Below are 15,239 nucleotides of genomic sequence, written 5' to 3' on the forward strand. Positions count from 1 at the left end.
GCGCTCGACGGGGTCATGCGCCATCTGACCCTGCACGATGACGCCCGCGTCATCCCCGTCCTCGGGGCACCGCACCCCTCGCCGGCCAACGGACGGCACCGCGCCGACCAGCACCTCCGCTCCGTGAACGCGCTGCGCCTCGCGGATCGTCTCGGATCCGGTCGGCGCGTCGCAGATTGACGGCACTGGAGGCAGACGTCCGAGGCTCGGCCGGCACCGGTCGTCGTGACCGATGAGGCGCTGATTTCAGACGGTCCCCGTCCTCGGACCGCTGATGGGAACGGCCTGGTCGTCCACGACGTCGACGGTGCACGCCGCGCCGTGCTGGAGCGTGTGGCCGACGGTGCACTGGCGGTCGATGGCCCGGTGGGTGCGTTCGGACAGTGAGGCGATCCGCTCGGGATCGAGCGCCGACAGGTCGGCGCGGATCACGGCGGTGATCGAGTCGTAGCGGTCCTCATCATCGGGCTTGGTCGCGGTGATGTCGGTGGTCGCTTCGAAGTCGGCTCCGAGCCGGCTGGCGAGGATGTGGTCCGAGGAGAGCATGCCGCAGGCGGCGAGGGCGAGGTGCAGCAGCTCGCCGGGCGAGAACACGCCGTCGGCGTCCGACCCGCCGATGCGGACCTCGGCTCCTCGCGCGTTGCGGCCGATGAAGCTCCTCGGGCCCTCGCGAGTGATGTGCAGCGGCGTGGGTTCGGTGCGCAAGGTCTGCTCCTGTCCGATGTCCGCGCGGCAGCGCGGGCAGTGTCGGTGTCTTCTGAGGGTGGGCGGTGTCTCAGGTGTCGGTGCGGACGAGGGGGGAGTCCGTGCCGCGGACCCTGATGTCGACCCCGGTGATCTCCGACCGGGCGATGCCCGTGGATGCCGCGAGGTCGATGGCGCGCTGTCCGGCCGCCGTCCAGGTGGCGACGGCGGTCGTGCTGCCGTCTGTGCGGGTGATGACGAGTTCGTACTCGGTGCCGGCGGGCGCGTCACCACTGTAGGTGCAGGTCCACTCCAGCCGGGTGCCCCACGGCTTCCCCTCGACCTGGATGTCTGCGGCGAGAGCGGGATCGGCCGCGATCGGGTCCATCGGTTCCAGGGTCGCCTCGCTCGCCACGGGAGCGTCCGCGATGCCCGTGCCGAGCGCGATCCCTCCGAAGACGGAGGCGGTCACGGCGGCTGTGACGGCGAGGGACGTCACCAGCCGGCGCTGACGTCGGCGCGTCCGGACACGGTGGGCGATGCCGGGCAGGGTCACCAGGGTCGGCGGCGTGTCCTCGCCGTCGTCCGGTGCGGTGATGGCGAGAGCGTCCTCGAGGGAGAGGCGACCGACGATGCCGGGCAGTCCTGCCAGCTCTGCCACGGCTGCGCGGCAGGCCGCGCAGCCGCTGAGGTGCTGCTCGTACTCGAGTCGCTGATCCGCGGGGAGAGCGCCGAGGACGTAGGACGCGTCCCAGTCGCGGTACTCGTCCTCCGTCGCGGAGCTTCCGTGGTGGTCGTTCATCGGGTGACGCCCCTTTCCTGCAGAGCCAGTCGCAGTCCGCGCAGTCCGTAGTGCAATCTAGATCTCGCTGTCCCCTCGGGAATGGAGTGCCGGCGGGCGATCTCGGGGGTGGTGTGCCCGAGGAAGTACGCGTCCACCACGATCTGGCGATGCTCCACCGACAGCGATGCGAGAGCGTCCGCGATCAGGATGCTGTCCAGGACGGCGTCGGTGCGATCGGGGACGCCGCCGCCGCCGTCGTCGTCCTCCGCCGGGACCTCGCGTCGGCTCCGAGCGGAGCGGGCGTCGTCGATGACGAGGTTGCGGGCGACGGTGAACAACCACGCGCGAGCAGCGTCGGCGTCGCGTTCGAGGACCTGCGGGCGCTGCCAGGCCCGCACCATCGTCTCCTGCACGACGTCCTCCGTCAGCGCCGCGTTCCGAGTGAGGTTCTGCACGAATCGCCGCAACGCCGGGCCGTGACTCTCGTACAACGCCGCCAGGAGCTCATCGACGGGGCGGGGCACAGCACTCACCGCCTCGAAGCGCCACGGTGCGCCCCCTCATCCCGGTTGCTGCGATCACTGCCGGTCATCCCTTCCGTCCTTGCCTGTCGAGGACCGGCGACCCGTCTGGGCGCTTCGCTACGCGCGGGGACGGGTCGCCGTCGCATCAGGGCGCCGGGGTGGCGGTGCTCATGGCCGCGGCTTCCTTGTTCATCGTGCCGTCAGGGAGGAGGACGTACCAAGCGTCCTTCACGCCCTGTCCGTTGACCTGGCCCGGCGCGGTGTCCTTCGCGAAGCGGTAGACCGGCCATCCGTCGACGGTCAGCTGGGCCGTCCCGTCGGTGCGCGTGATCGAGCCGACCTCTCCGGTGATCCCGTCCGCGGCGGACGTGCTGGTCGCCGATACCGCCGGCCACAGCGTGGCGCACTCGTCGTAGCAGCTGCTGCTGCCCGAGTCCTGCGTGTCCATCATGAAGGTGTAGACGGTGTAACCGGCCTCGTCCGTGATGATCTCGCCCAACGGCGAGGACGCCGTCGTGAGAGCCGCCGTCTCAGCCGAGGGGGTCGCGGTAGCGGAGGGGCTGTCGGCCGGCGCTTCCGACGAGTCAGCCGGGCCGGCCGCCGTCGAGCATCCGGCGAGAAGGACGGCGGCGAACGCCGCAGTCGTCACAGTGGTCGCGATTCGCTTGAGCATGATGCCTCCTGTAGTGCGGGGACCGAGGTGGTCCCACCGAGGACACGACACAGCAGTCGCGAACGTTCAACGAGGCGATAAATTGCTGGCAGAGCATCTGCGCGGCAGGCGGCTTCAGCGGGAGCGATGATCCGTTGCGCGTACCTTCGCGTGAGGGCCTGAGACAGCGCGCTGCTCGCCGGCATCCCCGCGCAGACCGAGGCGAACGAGCACGCAGACCGCCAGGTAACGGCGCCCGCGGCCGTACTGCTGAGGATCCGGGCCACCTCGTCGGGTGGGATCGCCGCATCGCTGTATCGCCACCAGACGGACGCCACTCGGCGCGCACCTGCTAGCGAGCAGACAGCCTCCCAGTAGAGGCTCGTCCTCTGGCCGACCCACCGCCTCGGCGGCAGGCACCACGAGCAGATGGACGCCGACCTCGGTCGGCGTTGTGGTGCGCGCTGGGCGCATTGTGCCTGGAAGCCTCCGGCAGCGTACGGGCCTCCGGTGTCCACGCGAGCCGCTGCGCGGCCAGCTCCTCCGAGGTGCTCGGCACGCGGTCGCTGCGCTCCAGGTTGTGGGCCGCCCTGACTCTGGCGCGGAAGGTGCCGGCCCGACCTCCAATGTGTCCCAAGTCATGGGTTGCGAGACGTCTCGACAGGCGTTGCGTTGACGCAGGGGCCGGCCGGCGTGCGCTGGCCCGCAACCATGTGTCGCAAGCTGAGTGGCCGGTACGGGTACCAGAGCACGGTTGCGAGACGGCGACGGTGGGCTGGCGAGGACACGTGCCGGTGTGGATCCGTAGTTGACGGATCATCGACGCGTGAGACACTAGGGGAGTCACCCCATCGCGGTGGGGATGAAAGTGAGCCTCGGGAGTTCCTGCTGGAAGTAGGGCCCGGGGCTTTGCGCTTTAACCGGTCAGCCGTCGACGGCGATGATCTGGATCTCGCCCAGCGCGGCCAACGGCCCGGGGTTCCCGATGCGGTCCTGCACGATGGCGCCGCAGACGATGTCTGCCACCCAGAGGGCGGGTTCCAGCGGCCCTTGTACGTGGTCGAGTTGGACGGGGTGCGGGAGCACACGACCGGCACCGTTGTCGATGCGAGTACCGCGCATGCCCTGCTGGTCGTGGCGCTGGTGTACGGGTTCGCGATGCTCGGCTTCGCGCTGCTGTGGACCGTCATCGCCCTCGCGATCACCATCCGCACTGCCCGCGAACACTTGCCGTTCAGCCTGACTTGGTGGTCCTTCACGTTCCCCGTCGGGACCTGCGTCACCGGCCTGAACGGGCTCGCCCTGCACTCAGGCCTGACCGTCGTTGCCGTCCTCGCCGTCATCTACTACGCCGGCCTCGTCGCCGCATGGATCACCGTTGCCCTTCGCACCTTTCACGGATCCGTCATCCGTGGCACCCTGCTGGCACCGCCACAGCCGGCATGAGTACCCCCGAGGAACTCGCTGACGTTCGATCACTGAACGGTCTCGCGGAGACGTGGCGGACCGCGCCCGACGGCAGCCGACGGTTCGTCCCGAGCTTCGACCCACGATCCGGCGGCAGATTCAGCCGTGTCCTGGTCCTGATGCAGTCGCCCGGCCCCCAGACCATCGCCGCAGCGCACGCAGCGATCTGCAGCGAGGACAACCCGGGCCCGACCGCGGCCGCGTTCCGAGCAGCCCGTATCGAGTCCGGACTCGCACGCGGCCAGTACGTCCGCTGGAACCTCATCCCATGGGAACTGCCCGACCGCGTGCGACCCGCGGACATCGACGAGGGGCGGCATGCCCTCGCCACACTGCTCGCGGCCCTCCCCGCTCTCACTGCGATCGTCACGTACGGGGCCGTTGCCCTCGACGGCGTCATGCGACACTTCACCCTGGACGAGCACCCCCGACTCCTTCCGGTCATCGCAGCACCACATCCGTCTCCCGCCAACGGCCGCCACCGATCGGAACAACACCTCCGTTCCGTGCAAGCACTCCGGCTCGCCGCGCGAGCGCGGCAGACGTAACAAATACGAACGATTCCGCTACAACTATCCGTACCGGCGCTCAGTCCGGGTGCGAGGCGCCGTGTCTTGTAGCGGAACCCAGTCCCAGAATCTACGTGCCGCCACTACCCCTCCTGGTCGAGTTTCGCTACGTTCTCTTCATGGGTCACCTTCTCGGGTATGCGCGCGTGTCCACCACAGACCAGGACGCGTCGCTGCAGATCGACGCGCTCAACGCCGCTGGCTGCTACCGCGTGTTCGTCGACACCATGTCCGGGTCGCTCCAACACCGGCCCGAGCTCGACAAGCTCCTCGACCAGCTCCGCCCCGGCGACACTCTCGTCGTCTGGCGACTCGACCGGCTCGGCCGGTCCATCCGGCACCTCATCGATCAGCTGCACGCTCTCGCCGAGCGCGGCATCGGGTTCCGGTCCCTGCAGGAGACCATCGACACCACCTCGCCCGGCGGCCGGCTCGTGTTCCACGTCTTCGCCGCGTTGGCGGAGTTCGAACGGGACCTCATCAAGGAACGCACCAACGCCGGCCTCGCCGCCGCTCGAGCCCGCGGCCGCACCGGCGGCCGACCATCTCGGCTCTCCGCGGACCAGGTGCGCACCGCACGCCGGCTCTACGAACAGCAGGACATGACCGTCGCGCAGATCGGCGACGTGCTCGGCGTTAGCCGCACCACCATCTACCGTGCACTCGCGAAGCACGCCGAGCCCGTCGCGGCGCGACGAACCAAGCCTTCCCCAACGATGTAGCTGGCTATGGACGCGAGCGAGCGGTGGGGCATCCTTCGACTGCACGTCGAGGACGCCATCCCGCTCGCCACCCTGGCCCGCACCACGGGCGTCGCTGAGCGCACCCTGCAACGCTGGTTGGCCCGCTACCGAACCGGCGGATACCCGGCTCTCGCCGACGGCACCCGCACCGATCACGGCGCCCGACGGACGGCACCGGAACTGGTGCGCCTGATTGAGGGGCTCGCACTCACCAAGCCACGACCTTCGATCGCCACGATTCACCGCCAGGTCGACAATTACTGCACCAAACGAGGTCTCTCAGCGCCGTCGTACTCCGTTGTGCGGTCGATCGTGAACGGGCTTGATCCCGGGATGGTGACGCTCGCGCTTGAGGGGCCCGCGTCATATCGGGACAAGCACGAACTGCTGCTCCGACGTCGTGCGGATCGCCCCAACGCGATCTGGCAGGCGGACCACACGATGCTCGATCTGCTCATCGTCGGACCCGACGGCAAGCCCGAACGGCCGTGGTTGACGGTGATCCTCGACGACTACTCCCGCGCGGTCTGCGGGTACATGGTGTTCCTCGGCGCCCCATCCGCCGCGAACACCGCGCTCGCGCTCCGGCAAGCGATCTGGCACAAGCCGGAACCGGACTGGCCTGTCTGCGGGATCCCAGACGTGCTCTACACAGACCACGGGTCCGACTTCACCAGCCACCGAATCGGCGACACCGCCGCCGTGCTGCACCTCCGCATCATCCACTCGCAGGTCGCTCGCCCCCAGGGCCGCGGGAAGATCGAGCGGTTCTTCGGCACCATCAACACCGAGCTGCTCCCAACGCTCCCCGGCCACCTCGCACCCGGATCCTCGGCGCCGGCGCCGACGCCGGCGCTGGATCTCGCCGGTGTCGACAGTGCCATCAACACGTTCATCCGCCGCTACAACGCCCGCATCCACCGCGAGCTCCGGAAGAGCCCACTGGAAGCGTGGATCGCAGACGGGTGGCTGCCACGAATGCCGGACTCCCTCGAGCAGCTCGACGGGTTCCTGCTCACCGTCCCGACCACGCGTGTCGTGCAACGAGACGGCATCCACTTCGAAGGGCTCCGCTACACCGCAACCACTCTCGCACCCTTCGTGGGCAGCACCGTCAGCGTCCGGTACGACCCCCGCGACGTCACCGAGATCCGTGTCTTTCACCGCGACGCGTTCCTGTGCACCGCGATCAGTACCGCGCATCAGACCGAGACCATCAGTCTCAAGCAGATCCAGGCCGCCCGGAACGCGCAACGAAGAGCCCTGCGCGGGCAGATCCGCGAACGCATCGCGATCGTCCGCCCCACACCCGATGATCACACCCCACCAGCACCCGCACCGGCACCGGATCAACCGCGACTGATGACCTACGAGGAGGACCGGTCATGACGAGCCAGTTCATCATCACGAAGGAACACCGTCGGTTCGCGGAGTTCGCCGACGCCGTCCGGAAGCAGAACACCATCGGCGTCTGCTTCGGCCCCGCTGGCGTCGGCAAGACCCTCTCCGCACGCCGCTACGCCCACTGGGACAGCATCGGCCCGTTCATCGCCAGATGGGCCGCACGCAGCGAAGACGACACGAAGATCTACGCCGCCGCCCACCGAGCCCGCACCGTCTTCTACACGCCCGAGGTCTCCGCCACGATGCGCGCCCTGCAGGACGACCTCCGGCACGACATGCTCCGCACCGAACGCTGCATCGAGGAACACCTCCTGCTCCAGGGTCGCCACTTCGACCACGCACACGGCCCCAACCCGTCCCTGCTCGAGCTGATCATCATCGACGAGTCCGAACGCCTCACCGGCAACGCGATCGAGTGGCTCCGCGACCAGTACGACCGCACCGGCATAGCGATGATCCTCATCGGCATGCCCGGCATCGAGAAGCAGTTCAGCCACTACCCGCAGCTCTACAGCCGCCTCGGTTTCGCCCACCAGTACCGTCCGCTCGGCCACGACGAGCTGCTCTTCGTCCTCGAACGTCAATGGCGCAAGCTCGGCAAGACGCTCGACCCCGACGACTTCACCGACGCGCAAGCCATCGCCGCCGTCGAACGCATCACCCGCGGCAACTTCCGGCTCCTTGAGCGCCTCCTCCCTCAGATCCAACGCGTCCTGAAGATCAACGAGCTCGACGTCATCACCAACGACGTCGTCGAGGCCGCCCGCAGCACCCTCGTCATCGGCACCACCTGACCCGACACCGATCGCAGCGAAAACGACGACACAGAGCGAGGCTGCTCACAGGAATCCCGGTCGCCGTCGCGTCTCGGATAACTGGTCCGATATAAGTTCCGGTGACGGTACCTCATGCGAGACTGCACGCATGGCTCCATCTACTCTCATCGGCTACGCGCGCGTGTCGACCGACGCTCAGGACCTTACGGCGCAGCACGATGCATTGCTCGCGCTCGGCGTACCTGAGCGGCTGATCTACAGCGACAAGGGCATGACCGGCACCAACCGTGAACGGCCAGGGCTCCGAGAAGCTCTGGCGGCGTGCAGGGAGGGAGACACCCTCGTCGTCACGAAGCTCGATCGCCTCGCAAGATCACTGCGGGACGCAACCGATATTGCCGAGGAGCTGACGAGACGTCAGGTCCGACTGAACCTGGGTGGGACGATCTACGATCCGACGGACCCAATCGGGCGGCTGCTGTTCAACGTCCTCGGCATGGTGGCCGAGTTCGAGTCAGACCTGATTCGAGCGCGGACCCGCGAAGGCATGGCCGTGGCGAGGGCGCGGGGGAAGCTGAAGGGACGCAAGCCGAAGCTTTCCCCCGTGCAGGAGCGGCACTTGGTAGCCCTACATCGCGCCGGGGACCACTCGGTTAGCGAGCTGGTCGCTCTGTTCGGCATCGGACGCGCAACGGTCTACCGCGCCTTGGATCGGAACCCGATCGACGTCGACGCTCAGGTAACGCTCCCCCGGATCGACTCATGATCGACCCCGGCACGGGGGCGATCGTCGGCGCTAGCGTCGCGTCGCTGACGGCTCTCGTTGTGGGACTCAGTGGAGCCCGAATGAACCGACGAACTGCACTGGATGCTCAGCGAGGAGGCGAGCGAGCAAAGGCCCTGGTTCGCGTGCTTCACATCGTCGAAATGAACGGGCAGGGCGTGCAGGACCGGATCTTCAACCTGACCCAGGCTCGGCAGAAGAACGACTTGGGACGGGACCCCGTGACACATGAGCCGGACGATCCATACGCTCCGCACCAGCGGGCCGCTCGGGCTCTGTCCGCGAAGGAGCTGGCGGAGGCTGCCGCTCTGCTCGCGGCCTACGGATCGGGTGACATCGATCCGGTGCACAAACGGTGGATCACCGCCCTCGATCGGATCGAGGACGAGTACGTGAACTCAGAGTTCCGATACTGGGAACGCCAGGAACGCGCGGTGCCGAACGACTTCGCGGCCGTCCTGCAGGACGAGCGGAACCTGCGCGCGGAGCTGGGTTCTCGCGTCCGACAAGTTCTCGAGGACGGGCGAGTTCGTCGATTCCGCAGGCTGTAGTCGCGGACGCGACTACTCCCCCATGGGGCGCCCCTGGGGCAGCTCACGCGCTCCAATGGCAGGGAACGGCTGTCCGCCGTTGTACTTCGCTTCAAGTGCGGCGACCTTCTCCATCACGGCATCGTCGATGAACTTCGACAGCGACCGTGAACCCTCCTGCACCTGAGTGTGCAGGATCGCGCCGCGAACGCGGTCAGTGTCGGCAGGGTCCTGGTAGAAGCTCACCTTGGGGCGGTACTTCTTCGCCTCGACAGTCGCTGCCGCAGGCTTCGAGGCAGGCTTGCTCTGCGCCTTCTCTACGGGGGCCGGCGGTGCAGCGACCTCGGCCGGTTCGGTGGCAGCGGCTGCGGGCGGGGCGATGGGGTTCGATCCGGTCAGGCTGGACTTGCGGGGTGCTGGGCGGTTCATGAGGGCTCTCCTTCGATGCTGGCGAGGTGATCGGCGTAGAGCGTTCCGAGCGCGGTTGCCTCGGCGCTCCCCCACTCGTCGAGGCCTCGTGAGGCCTCGGTGGCGTCGGAGATTACGACGCGCTTCGGGATCGGCGGGGAGAGCAAGGGCAGGTCGCGGGCCTCGGCTACGTCTTCGAGGTCGTTGAGCCACTGCTGAGCGCCCACGGTGCGTTCCTCGTACTGGTTGACGACGATTCCGGCGACACGCAATGCGGGGTTGTAGTAGCTCCTGACGCTCTCGATGGTGTCGAGGAGCTGCGACAGTCCATCCAAGCTCCATTTCTTCGCGTGCGTGACCACGACAACGCCCTGAGCGGCCGTCAGGGCGTTGATGGTGAGCTGGTCGAGCGATGGGGCGCAGTCGATCAGGATCAGGTCGTAGTCGTCCGCCACGGTGGCCAGAGCCTCGCGCAGACGAACCTCTCGACCTGCTCCGGCGATCGTGAGCTCGTCGCGAACTGCGCCGAGCGTGACGCCGCTCGTGGGTACGACGTCGAGGCCGTCCCAGACGCCCGCCACGATGACGTCGCGGAGAGTTTCGGGGGCTCGAGTACTGAGCGCGTCTGCGAGGCCTGCCTGATCCCCTTCTACGGGCTCTGCGGTGGCGTTGCTGGTGAGGTTGCCCTGCGGGTCAAGGTCGATGGCGAGGACGCGGCGTCCAGCTAGCACGGCGCGGCGTGCGTGCTGGAACACGGTCGTGCTCTTGCCAACCCCGCCCTTCTGGTTGCAGTAGGCGCGAATCTGAGCGGTCATGGGTATTGCCTCCAATAGGGTTAATAGTACCGTTAGGGTCGCGTATTGCAAGCGACCCTAACAGTACTATTAGCGTCACTTTGTCAGATGAGGGTGCAACATCTCGGCTACTGCTCGGGCACTGGCCCAACGCCGGTCTGCATCGGCTCGGTCTTCGGCGCTGTAGTCGCCATAGCTCGCCTGGTGCTTGAAGTCGGCACGGCCTCGCTCAGCCAGGCGCAGCAGCTCCTCCAGGCCCGCCACGGTGTCCCCGTCGAGCACGAGCACGCGGCCGTGGTCCGTGGCGACAGCGAGCGGGTCGCTGAGACTGTCGACGTGCAGCACGTGAGACTCCCCCTCGCGGGCTATGTACGCCGTGGCGATCGTGCACGAGGAGTCGTCCTCGAAGTCCACACGGCCGTAGTCGTCGGCCGCGGCCGGGCGTGGGCTTTCGTTGCCGGTGATTCCGTCGCGAACCCAGACGAGCGGTTCCAGTCGAGCGCCGGTGTCATAGGGGGTTGGTTCGTGGTTTGTCATGCTGATTCCCTTCGACTCTGTTAGTACTAATAGTACTATTACCGTTGTGTCGCGTCAAGTCTGGATGAGCTTGCCGACGCGCTCGATCTGGTCAGGTCGAAAGCCGGACCAGTGGTCATCGTCGTCGACAACGACAATCGGTGCTTGTTGATACCCCAGCTCCTTGACGTACTCGACGGCAGCCGGGTTCTCGCTCAGATCGACGATGCGATAGGGGATGCCGCCGTTGTCGAGTGCTCGATAGGTGGCCATGCACTGCACGCACCTCGTCTTCGAGTAGACCACCAGCTCCTTGTCGATCATGTCGCCCATTGTGTCCTGACCCTTCCCTACATTCACAGCACTATTGGTACTATCAGTACTATTACCACCGTCATGACATTGCCCGATCATCCGAACGCCTCTTCCCAGCAGCTCGGGTGCGTGCCTGAAATCAGCAGCTCGCGGGTGGCTGGCGCGACGTCGGGCAGGACGTCCTGGATAGGCGTGCGAGCCTCAACGGCGGCGGCCTGCTCAGGCGTCAGCTCGACGTCAGTCGTCCGGCGGCAGAACATGCACGGGCGGGTGGTAATAGTCACGGTCTCGGCGGTGCGGTTCGTCACGGTGGTTCCCTTTCCTTGTCTACCCCTAATAGTACTATTACCGCAGCTCGAAAGCAACGGTAATAGTACTATTGAGCTAAGCGGCGGTGTCGTCTTCGTCGGTCTCGGTGAGGGCGTCGGCCAGGGTGTGCGCGGTGCGGAGCACGTTCGCGGCGGTCGCCTTAATGGTCTCGGCTTCGCAGTTACTCCACCCGGCGACGTAGCCCACGCTGTAGTCGCTGGTGTCGAGTCCGAGGATCCCAGCGACGATGTAGGCGACGCTCTCGGCTTCTGTCTCCTTGATGCCGCGGTGCGCGACGTACTCGCCGGGCTCATCGTCGGAGTGCAGCAACACGTGGGCAGCCTCGTGAAGCGCGGTCTTGGCGGCCTGGGCGGGGGAGAGATCCGCGTCGACCACGACGCGCTGCGTCCCGTCCATGACGGTGTAGCCGTTGACGTCTCCGGCGATGGGCTCGCGGTCGACGGTCCAGCCCTTGCCGGTGAGGTAGTCCGTCACGGCGTGGAAGATGCCTGCCGGATCGTCTCCGGTGAGTGTTTGGGCGATGTTGCTCGGGTCGCCTTCGTCCTCGTCGATCAGGTCGGTCTGTCCCAGCTCGAACACGGAGACCGGGAAGAATCGCACGCGGCGCTGTTCTTCCTCCTCGCCGGTCTTCTCGTTCTCGGCCGTCTCGCGGACGTCACGCCCGCCGAAAATGCGGATGCCCGTCTCTCCCTTGCGCACCTGGCGGTTGAGCTGCTGCCATGTCCGGTATCCGGCGACGTATGACGCTTCGGGGCACTGGGCGAAGATCAGCAGGAGGTTACCCAGGCTGTAGCGATGGAACGACTGGGCGAACGTCAGGAACCGCGCCCACACCTCGGACTCGCGCAGCTCCTCGACCTGCTCCGCGATAGTGGCTTGCAGCGCCTCGGCCTCGGCGCGACGCTCTTCGGGGCTCTTGGTGTTCTTGACCTTGCGGACCATCTCACTACCTCCAACGGTATTAGTACTATTGGGGCCAACATCCCGACCCCCTCCACGTTTTTTTGCCGTGAAGGCGGTTTATCCGCCGCTAGGGAGCGCCTGGTGGAGTGCAACCCGAAGGGCGGGGGAGGAGAGAGTTTCTGGCCGAAATAAGGAGCGCAGCGACGCGGCGGGAAAGTCTCGGGGGAGCCGGCGGCGTAGCCGCTTGCATGGAGCCTGGCCGACCGTATGCTGCCGAAGGCTTCACGGTAAAAGAACGAGCGCCGCAGGCGCGACAGGAGCCGGCCGCGCAGCGGCTGTCGAGCACGGCCCTCGGCCGCCCCGGCGCTACTACTTCATCCGTGAGTCAGAGGCCACGAACGGCAAGACTTTCTGAGTGAGGAGCATGTAGATCTTGGCTTGCTGACGGCGATTGATGGCGTCCTTGTCACGCTTGTTGAACATCTTCAACAGGAACTCGTAGTCGCCTTCGCCGTCGTGGTTGTTCCATTGATCGGGAGTGAACACGTCCTGAAACCAGAAGTACTCGAGCATCGCTCGTGAGAAGTGGTCGGCGGTGAGTTCGATCGACTTTCCGTCGCGGAGGGTCTTCCGCAGCGCCAACAGGTCGCCGAGAAGGTCAACCTGCCGATTCAGATCGTTGCGGCCGAACTGATTGACGCACGTGCTGCCGATTGGGTAGAGAACTGCCTGGTTGTTGACGTTCTCGATCGTGAACAGTTGGACGAGATTCTGCTGACCACAGACGCAGACTCCCCGGCCGGCTGGGTCTTCCTCGACCTCAATGACTTCCCATTCCTGGACCGCCGTGGCCCAGGCGTTGGACACGGACGCATCAGTGACCGCCCGCACTAGCGTGTCGAAACTCTGGGATGTCATCTATGCCCCCTCGGTTGACTGTATCGAACCGGATTGGGGGCGGGGAGACCTGATGAGTGGGCTCGGTCACGAAAAGGTGTCAGGGATCTTGCGCATCTTTTTGCGTCAGGCGATCCGTACGGCTCCGAGTAGGTCGCTGAGCATCTGCTCGGTGGCGTCGAGGGGCTCGGTGCGCTCGAACACCGGAGCACGCTGGGCGACCCCTCCGCGTTCGTCCTGGACGACGCGGCGCGCTTCTCGCCAGTCCAACCGACCGTCGCCGCGGCGAGGGTGCGGGCCGTAGGCGTTGGTGCCGTCCTCGGGCACGAGGGCGAGCTGTCCGCGGCCTGGTCGACGCTTCGAGCTGGTGCGCCGTGGTGCGCGCATCCAGGTGTCCTCGGCACGCCACCAAGCCCACAGTTCGCGCTCGATGCTGTAGCGCTCGGCTCGCTGGGCCAGGCTGCCGTCGACCCCGGCTCGGACGGCAGCGGCTCGACGCCGGTCGACGGCGGTCCTGCGCCAGCCCTGTGCGGTTCGCACGAGCACGCCGGCCGACGTCAGCCGGTCGAGGGTGAGAGCGGTTCGGGTGAAGCTGGCTCCGGTGGCACGGCTGATGTCATCGAGGGTCTGAGGTTCGGAACTGGTTCGGGCGTAGGTGTTCCCGGCGTGGTGGCCAAGGGCAGGACGTCCCAGCGTGAAGAGGTCGTGTGCAGCGGCAGTAGTCCGGTCAGTGAGAGTTGCAAGGAGGGCCGTACGTTCGGCGGCACCAGTGGTCGTCGGGGAGAGTTGATCTTGCGGCCCCGGCCCCTGCGGGGCGCGGGTCCGCTTGTGACCGACGTCTGACTGGAAGCTGGGGATAACCTGCGCGGGGTCGATCGTCCAGTGCGCGCCGTGCGGTCCATCGGCTGCGCGGACGTGGGCGATCCATCCGTCATCGGAGAGACGCAGGAGCGCCGTGCGCGCCGTCTCGCGTCCTACTCCGGCCAACAGGGCCAGGCGGCGGGTGTCGGCCTCCACAGCGGCGCTGAGGGCTTGCAGGGTGATGAGGCAGAGGACGTCGAGGATGCGGCGATCGGCAGGGCCGCCTCCGCGGGTCCAGCGGCCTGCTGAGGCGTCGGCGCGGGCTTGCAGCTCGCGTACGTGGGCGGCGATCGCGCCGGCCCGGCGGTCGAATGTGGGATCGTCCCCGATCTGTCGATCGGTCGTGGCCACGAACTTCACGGCCTTGTCCCACTGCCGGCGCAGTACTCGGGCGGCGTCAGTGCGGCCGCGTGTGCGGCGGGTGCCGCCGTCGCGGTAGCTGCGTACGTGCTCCAGGCCCGGCGCGGTGTCGACGAGGGCGGCGACGTCGGCGTGCCGCCACCTGGCGGCCGCGGCTCCGATGAGTACCCGCCAAAGGGTTGCCGAGGCGTCGCCGTGGGCGGCATCCTCGCGCAGCGCGGCCGCGCTCACGGCCGCGAGCTCACGACGCGGGCCGGGCAGGAACAGCCGGGAGTGATCGTCGAGTGGCAGGGGCTTGTGGGGGTCAATCGTGTGGGCGGGCTCGGCGTCGTCGACGAGGCGTGCGAGGCGCTGCGTGAGGGCGCGAACCTGCGCCACGGTGCCCGTGGGTTCAGTGAGCGTGCGCAGCTCGCCGCTGAGGACGGTGGAGTGACCACCGGCACGGTGCGGCGCCCCTGGCGGCCGCACGCATCCGGTGGCCGCGTTGTTGAGCTGCGACGTGTCGAGGGTCGGGCAGACGTGCTTCGCGAAGCGAGCCAGCTCGGCCGCGGCGCGCTCGTCGACGCCTTCGGCCAAGGCGGCCCAGACGTGGCGGCCGCCGGACGGGCCGGAGGCACAGACGACGGGCTGTAGGCCGACGTCGACGAGGAGGCCGGCGAGCACGTCGGCGTCGCGAGCAGCTGCGGCGGCCGCACCGGGAGTCTTGGCGTCGAGGTCGAAGCAGAGCAGACGGAACAGCCCATCGCGGCCGGCGAGGTAGACCGCCCACGGGCGGACGGGCTCGGTCCCGGTGATGCGCTGCCAGCCGGTGTAGGTGTTCAGGACGTCGCCGTAGGCGTCTACGGCAGCCACGCGGACGGTCGGCCGGGGGCTCAGAGCGCCGGTGAGGGTCCACGACTCGGCGGAGGCACCGTGGCGAGTGCTCGGGTTCAGCATTT

Annotated in this window: 20 protein-coding genes and 1 pseudogene; 8 read left to right on the forward strand and 13 right to left on the reverse strand. The window is 67.4% G+C overall.

Annotated elements, in window-relative coordinates; all coding sequences use genetic code 11:
• Nucleotides 1-180, forward strand: a pseudogene (locus ACQ3HE_RS19140) (hypothetical protein); the annotation flags it as partial.
• Between the two features lie 66 nt (nucleotides 181-246).
• Here ACQ3HE_RS19140 and ACQ3HE_RS19145 read toward each other — a convergent pair.
• From ACQ3HE_RS19145 to ACQ3HE_RS19165, 5 genes are all read right to left on the reverse strand, one after another.
• The gene (locus ACQ3HE_RS19145; protein WP_219818178.1) at nucleotides 247-705 is read right to left on the reverse strand and encodes an OsmC family protein; all 459 of its coding nucleotides are present in this window, start codon (nucleotides 703-705) and stop codon (nucleotides 247-249) included.
• A 70-nt stretch (nucleotides 706-775) separates the two neighbouring features.
• A complete protein-coding gene (locus ACQ3HE_RS19150) occupies nucleotides 776-1,486 on the reverse strand; it encodes an anti-sigma factor family protein (RefSeq protein WP_430893973.1) in 711 nt (236 codons plus the stop codon).
• Nucleotides 1,483-1,992: a sigma-70 family RNA polymerase sigma factor gene (locus tag ACQ3HE_RS19155; protein ID WP_194676206.1), complete on the reverse strand. Its 510-nt coding sequence runs from the start codon at nucleotides 1,990-1,992 to the stop codon at nucleotides 1,483-1,485. The genes ACQ3HE_RS19150 and ACQ3HE_RS19155 overlap by 4 nt, the downstream gene beginning before the upstream one ends.
• A gap of 145 nt (nucleotides 1,993-2,137) precedes the next feature.
• The gene (locus ACQ3HE_RS19160) at nucleotides 2,138-2,665 is read right to left on the reverse strand and encodes a COG4315 family predicted lipoprotein (protein ID WP_303056898.1); all 528 of its coding nucleotides are present in this window, start codon (nucleotides 2,663-2,665) and stop codon (nucleotides 2,138-2,140) included.
• A 903-nt stretch (nucleotides 2,666-3,568) separates the two neighbouring features.
• The gene (locus ACQ3HE_RS19165) at nucleotides 3,569-3,766 is read right to left on the reverse strand and encodes a hypothetical protein (RefSeq protein ID WP_430893975.1); all 198 of its coding nucleotides are present in this window, start codon (nucleotides 3,764-3,766) and stop codon (nucleotides 3,569-3,571) included.
• A gap of 12 nt (nucleotides 3,767-3,778) precedes the next feature.
• Between ACQ3HE_RS19165 and ACQ3HE_RS19170 the strand changes: the two genes are divergently transcribed.
• The 7 genes from ACQ3HE_RS19170 (at nucleotide 3,779) to ACQ3HE_RS19200 (ending at nucleotide 8,938) form a co-directional block, all read left to right on the forward strand.
• Entirely contained in the window at nucleotides 3,779-4,090 is a 312-nt protein-coding gene (locus ACQ3HE_RS19170) for an SLAC1 family transporter (RefSeq protein WP_430893977.1), read from the forward strand.
• Nucleotides 4,087-4,659 carry a uracil-DNA glycosylase family protein gene (locus ACQ3HE_RS19175; protein WP_085514436.1) on the forward strand — a complete coding sequence of 191 codons (573 nt, stop codon included), beginning with the start codon at nucleotides 4,087-4,089 and terminating at the stop codon, nucleotides 4,657-4,659. Before ACQ3HE_RS19170 ends, ACQ3HE_RS19175 begins: the two co-directional genes overlap by 4 nt.
• Nucleotides 4,660-4,799: 140 nt before the next feature.
• Nucleotides 4,800-5,402 carry a recombinase family protein gene (locus ACQ3HE_RS19180; RefSeq protein ID WP_055960814.1) on the forward strand — a complete coding sequence of 201 codons (603 nt, stop codon included), beginning with the start codon at nucleotides 4,800-4,802 and terminating at the stop codon, nucleotides 5,400-5,402.
• Nucleotides 5,403-5,408: 6 nt separating this feature from the next.
• Nucleotides 5,409-6,812, forward strand: coding sequence for a Mu transposase C-terminal domain-containing protein (locus ACQ3HE_RS19185; RefSeq protein ID WP_071301383.1), 1,404 nt, complete (start codon nucleotides 5,409-5,411; stop codon nucleotides 6,810-6,812).
• Nucleotides 6,809-7,621: an AAA family ATPase gene (locus tag ACQ3HE_RS19190; RefSeq protein WP_055960810.1), complete on the forward strand. Its 813-nt coding sequence runs from the start codon at nucleotides 6,809-6,811 to the stop codon at nucleotides 7,619-7,621. The genes ACQ3HE_RS19185 and ACQ3HE_RS19190 overlap by 4 nt, the downstream gene beginning before the upstream one ends.
• Nucleotides 7,622-7,751: 130 nt before the next feature.
• Nucleotides 7,752-8,369 (forward strand): recombinase family protein, encoded by a 618-nt coding sequence (locus ACQ3HE_RS19195; RefSeq protein WP_430893979.1) that lies wholly within the window; start codon nucleotides 7,752-7,754, stop codon nucleotides 8,367-8,369.
• On the forward strand, nucleotides 8,366-8,938 hold the full coding sequence (locus ACQ3HE_RS19200) for a hypothetical protein (protein WP_430893981.1): 573 nt from the start codon (nucleotides 8,366-8,368) through the stop codon (nucleotides 8,936-8,938). Before ACQ3HE_RS19195 ends, ACQ3HE_RS19200 begins: the two co-directional genes overlap by 4 nt.
• Before the next feature lie 12 nt (nucleotides 8,939-8,950).
• Here the strand turns inward: ACQ3HE_RS19200 and ACQ3HE_RS19205 are convergent, their stop codons facing one another.
• The 8 genes from ACQ3HE_RS19205 to ACQ3HE_RS19240 form a co-directional block, all read right to left on the reverse strand.
• Nucleotides 8,951-9,346, reverse strand: coding sequence for a ParB family protein (locus tag ACQ3HE_RS19205; protein ID WP_430893983.1), 396 nt, complete (start codon nucleotides 9,344-9,346; stop codon nucleotides 8,951-8,953).
• Nucleotides 9,343-10,140, reverse strand: coding sequence for a ParA family protein (locus tag ACQ3HE_RS19210; protein WP_430893985.1), 798 nt, complete (start codon nucleotides 10,138-10,140; stop codon nucleotides 9,343-9,345). Before ACQ3HE_RS19210 ends, ACQ3HE_RS19205 begins: the two co-directional genes overlap by 4 nt.
• Nucleotides 10,141-10,215: 75 nt before the next feature.
• On the reverse strand, nucleotides 10,216-10,656 hold the full coding sequence (locus ACQ3HE_RS19215; RefSeq protein WP_430893987.1) for a hypothetical protein: 441 nt from the start codon (nucleotides 10,654-10,656) through the stop codon (nucleotides 10,216-10,218).
• Nucleotides 10,657-10,710: 54 nt separating this feature from the next.
• Nucleotides 10,711-10,959 (reverse strand): glutaredoxin-like protein NrdH, encoded by a 249-nt coding sequence (gene nrdH, locus ACQ3HE_RS19220; RefSeq protein WP_430893989.1) that lies wholly within the window; start codon nucleotides 10,957-10,959, stop codon nucleotides 10,711-10,713.
• An 86-nt stretch (nucleotides 10,960-11,045) separates the two neighbouring features.
• Complete coding sequence (locus tag ACQ3HE_RS19225) at nucleotides 11,046-11,258, reverse strand: hypothetical protein (protein ID WP_430893991.1); 213 nt, start codon at nucleotides 11,256-11,258, stop codon at nucleotides 11,046-11,048.
• Nucleotides 11,259-11,334: 76 nt separating this feature from the next.
• Entirely contained in the window at nucleotides 11,335-12,222 is an 888-nt protein-coding gene (locus tag ACQ3HE_RS19230; protein ID WP_430893993.1) for an ArdC-like ssDNA-binding domain-containing protein, read from the reverse strand.
• 330 nt (nucleotides 12,223-12,552) lie between these two features.
• The gene (locus tag ACQ3HE_RS19235) at nucleotides 12,553-13,101 is read right to left on the reverse strand and encodes a hypothetical protein (RefSeq protein ID WP_159880482.1); all 549 of its coding nucleotides are present in this window, start codon (nucleotides 13,099-13,101) and stop codon (nucleotides 12,553-12,555) included.
• Nucleotides 13,102-13,206: 105 nt separating this feature from the next.
• A complete protein-coding gene (locus ACQ3HE_RS19240; protein WP_430893995.1) occupies nucleotides 13,207-15,237 on the reverse strand; it encodes a hypothetical protein in 2,031 nt (676 codons plus the stop codon).
• Nucleotides 15,238-15,239 lie beyond the last annotated feature (2 nt).

The organism is Plantibacter auratus (assembly GCF_050587365.1).
Lineage (GTDB): Bacteria > Actinomycetota > Actinomycetes > Actinomycetales > Microbacteriaceae > Plantibacter > Plantibacter auratus.